Raw genomic sequence first — 3,912 nt, 5'->3', positions numbered from 1 at the left:
GCCGAGGTAATAGAAACGATGAATGTTTTTAATGATGACCGCAACTACCGGACTGATGAGATAGCCGATGTGCTCAGGGTCGATCGCTCCAGTGTTTACCGCTGGATCAGAGACATCCCAGATCCTCTGCCTGCCTTCCGCACCGCAGAGAACGGACAGCTCCGCTGCAAAGGCAGCGACTTAAATGCTTACCTTCTTAAGCATAAGGTTCGCCCCGAATATGAGTAATGCACTGGAGTTCCGCATCAAGCGGGACAACTGCAAGGCTACTTACCTCAATGGTAACACCGATCCCACTGAGTTGGCGGTGATCTTCGGAGTATCGGACATCACCGTCCGCAAGTGGATCAAGTCCGGCAAATGGGATGAGCTATTCAAAGAAGAGCGCAAGCTTGACCACGAGATCAGCTTAGCCCGCAAGAAAGCTCTTATTCAAGCGCTTAGAGAGTATGCCAAGAACCCGGCAGATACGGCTCTGCAAAGCCTTGTCTCACTCATCAAACAGAATCAGAAGGACAGCGAACCTGCAAAAGAACTGAATGATTACATCGTACGCTTCCTGGATCAGGTTACCGACTTCATGATCGAGAAAGGGCATGAGACACTGCTGAAACAGTTCCAAGGCATAGTCTTAGATCTTGCCGATTACCTGAGAGTTAGAAATGGATAAATACCTTCCTCCGTCCTACATAAAGCCTACAGATCCTGCCTACCCTCCAAAACCAACAGGCCAAGCGGAGCCGTCGCCTCCGGCTCTGCACTACCCGAACTACCTACAGCCTACAGACCACGGTTATGTCTAAGAAGTTTATTCAAAGGCATAACAAGGCACTGGCGGAGATCGCATCAAAAACGATCTCCGTTTTGCCTTTTATAGACGATAATCCTGATGCCAAGGCTGAACGCATCACCCGCACCATGGGAGATGACTGGGCTGCTTTCTCCTTCTTCTGCCGGACTTACTTTCCTCATGTCTTTGTCTTACCCTTTTGCCCAGTTCATGAGACTATGTTCGATGAGACCCAGAACTCTGAGGGTATCATCGGAATCACAGGTTTTCGTGGACTGGGCAAAACGGTACTGATGGGAGTTGTCTATCCAATCTGGAAGATTATCAAAGGCGAGAAGTATGTAATCCATACGGCTGCCGATGTTGACCTTTCACAGGAACGCACTGCTTTCACACTGCATGAACTGACCAACAATAGACGATTGCTTGGTGACTATCCTGAGCTGCAGCCTGTGGACTCTTTTGACCTCGACTTCTATCTGAAGAACAAGACCCGTATCAGAGCCAGGAGCATTAAGCAATCGCATCGTGGAACCCTTAATCCCAAGACAGCCAAACGACCCGGACTGATTGTCTGTGATGATATCGACAAAGAAGAGAACATGGGTAACCAGTCCATCGGCAAGAGACGCATGGACAAGATTACTCAGGAGTTGGCAGGAGCCTTGGCACCGGAAGGAACAGGCAAAGTAATCTGGCTCGGTAACCTCGTGCATCCGAATTATGCTATCTGTCAATTCCAGCAACTCATAATAGACGATTTAAAGGCAGATAACATAGACTTGGATATTGCTCTTAAACCAGTCTTAAAATGCCACCAGAGAGCTATTATGCGCTTTCCTTTGGAGAATCCCGACGGTAGCTCTGCTTGGGAAGAGCAATACCCTACAAGTACACTACCAAACCTGCGAGCCAAGTTCGGCAGTACCGGTTACCAAAGAGAGATGCTTGGACAGCCTGTTATCGAAGGCAATATCTTCAAGCACCAGTGGTTCACTAAGTACAGAAACCTGCCTGCTCCCAGTCTAATGAAGCGGGTCTGGATGTATGCTGACCCGGCATGGGGAGAGAAGGGCTGCTTCAAGGCTATCATCTCCATCGGTTATGATGGCAATCGCTTTTATGTAATCCATGTCTGGATAAGACAGACTGAGAATACCAAGTTCTTCAGGTATTACCATGACACCTATCAGGAACTGGAATCTATCTATAAAGCCAAGTTCCGCTCTGCCATCGAGACCAGTTATGGACAGGCACGTATCCTTGCCGACTTTGACAGGTGGGCTAAGGATAATAACCTTAATCCTATCTCCCACAGAATCAAGCGCATTGATAACAAGGAAAACAAGAACCTGCGGATAGAGAGAACTGAGACCAGCATCGAGACAGCCAAGATACTCTTTCCGGACGGACAGGATACACCCACCCTAATAAGTCAGTTCCTTACCTATCCTGATGGCTATATTGATGGCTGTGATGCCTTAGCCGGATGCCTGGAACGCTTCTCTGAGTATGACATTGGGAGAAACAGAGTCCGGGTCCGGAGGTTCAGCTTCTGATGCAGTATTATGATCAGATTATGCTGGAGTATTACCGGGTCTTAAACAATGCCTGGAAGACTGAAGTCAAGGATGCAGCTTACTTAGCTATCCAGATGTTGAGTGACATGCCGAGAAGCGAAAAGGTCAGCAAGACCCAGATAGACAAGCTGATGGACATCATCAATACGCAACTGGGAGATGACTTTGCCTCCCAAGTAAACGAGCCAACCAAAGCCTATATCGACCGCTGTATCAGGCTCGGACTCCGGGATACGCAAGTCCAGGCACCAGTCAAGACATCCATCGGACTATGGGGCATCGAAGATCAGCACTTATCATCCACCATCCAGAAACAGCAAATCTTCTGGCTCGGAAATCATTTTGAGGCTGATATACGTCAAAACTTCGCTGATGTGCTTTCCAAAGCCATAGAACAGGGATACACTAAGGAAATGCTGACAGATACATTAAAACAGCAGTTTAGCGACATTGGAGAGAAATCCCAAGTTTACTGGCAGGGTCTGGCTGAGCATACGGCTCTCCGGATACGGGAATTCGGGAGATTACAAGGCTACAAGAAAGCCCAGGCAAAGTATTATAAACTCGTAGTCATCCTCGATGACCGCACCAGTGACATCTGCCTGGCATTGGCTGCCCAAGATAAAGCCTATCCCCTTAACGATGCGACGGAGGTGATGGATAATCTGATGGCTCTGGATACTAAGTCAAACAACCTGGACGATGCCAGAGACTACATCAAAGCCCTCGCACCATGGGTGAGTAATGATCAGATAGTCTATAACAACAATGATGAACCGATCGGTGTATCCGGAGCACATACTCCCTTCCCACCATTTCATTGGAAATGTAGGACGACAACTTTGGTAATTTATTGAATCCCGACGCTTCTTACTTCGTAGTTTTTCTTGTAGTTAACCGCTGAGATTTATAAGCATCAGCATTGATTGCTTTCTTAATCATATCGAAGACCTGTTTTGCTTCTTTACTGTCAAGCAACTGAATCAATTCTCTTCTAACAGCATCAAAGTACTCAAAATGATCTTCATCCAACAGATATGCCGTAATGTAAGACCTCAGAAAATCTTCATCTCCCTTCAAGTATCGTAAATGACCCATCGTGATATGAGCTGAGTAATTATCAATAATGCTAAGAGATTTATTAATATAGAATTCTGCTCGGATTAGATCTCTTTTTATGAGATACAAATGACCAATAAATGACCAACCTTCTGCAAAACTCGGATCTACTTCTAACACTGCATTAGTATTCATGAAAGCTTTTTCATACTGACAGGTTTCTAAGTAGAAACAAGCCATATTATGCCTAGCAACAATGTTATCTGGGTGATCTTTAATAAATTCCTTTAAAAGTTCTATTGCATCAAGTTGCTTGTTTTGCTTTGAAAGAAGAAGCCCAAGTGTGAATAATCTGATAAGATAGAGCCATTAGTCCGCAGAATTAGAGCCACCCCTCCGAATAATAGAGCCACTCGTTCCGAAGGTGAGAGCCACCTTGCCAATCAGGCATGATTTCAGACCATGGATTCATACACTAAATGG

General features: G+C 46.1%; 5 protein-coding genes. 4 read left to right on the top strand and 1 reads right to left on the bottom strand.

Annotated elements, in window-relative coordinates; genetic code table 11:
• The 4 genes from Q8M98_07980 to Q8M98_07965 all read left to right on the top strand — a co-directional run.
• Positions 1-228: helix-turn-helix domain-containing protein (locus tag Q8M98_07980; GenBank protein MDP3114699.1), on the top strand; the 228-nt coding region annotated here is incomplete at its 5' end.
• A complete protein-coding gene (locus tag Q8M98_07975) occupies positions 221-670 on the top strand; it encodes a hypothetical protein (GenBank protein ID MDP3114698.1) in 450 nt (149 codons plus the stop codon). The genes Q8M98_07980 and Q8M98_07975, both read left to right, overlap by 8 nt.
• Before the next feature lie 125 nt (positions 671-795).
• The gene (locus Q8M98_07970) at positions 796-2,349 is read left to right on the top strand and encodes a hypothetical protein (GenBank protein ID MDP3114697.1); all 1,554 of its coding nucleotides are present in this window, start codon (positions 796-798) and stop codon (positions 2,347-2,349) included.
• Complete coding sequence (locus tag Q8M98_07965; protein MDP3114696.1) at positions 2,349-3,227, top strand: hypothetical protein; 879 nt, start codon at positions 2,349-2,351, stop codon at positions 3,225-3,227. Before Q8M98_07970 ends, Q8M98_07965 begins: the two co-directional genes overlap by 1 nt.
• A 13-nt stretch (positions 3,228-3,240) precedes the next feature.
• On the opposite strand, the gene Q8M98_07960 is transcribed toward Q8M98_07965, so the two are convergent.
• Positions 3,241-3,624, bottom strand: coding sequence for a hypothetical protein (locus Q8M98_07960; GenBank protein ID MDP3114695.1), 384 nt, complete (start codon positions 3,622-3,624; stop codon positions 3,241-3,243).
• Between the last annotated feature and the right edge of the window lie 288 nt (positions 3,625-3,912).

The organism is Candidatus Cloacimonadaceae bacterium (assembly GCA_030693415.1).
Lineage (GTDB): Bacteria > Cloacimonadota > Cloacimonadia > Cloacimonadales > Cloacimonadaceae > JAUYAR01.
This window is presented reverse-complemented; position numbering and strand designations above follow the sequence as displayed.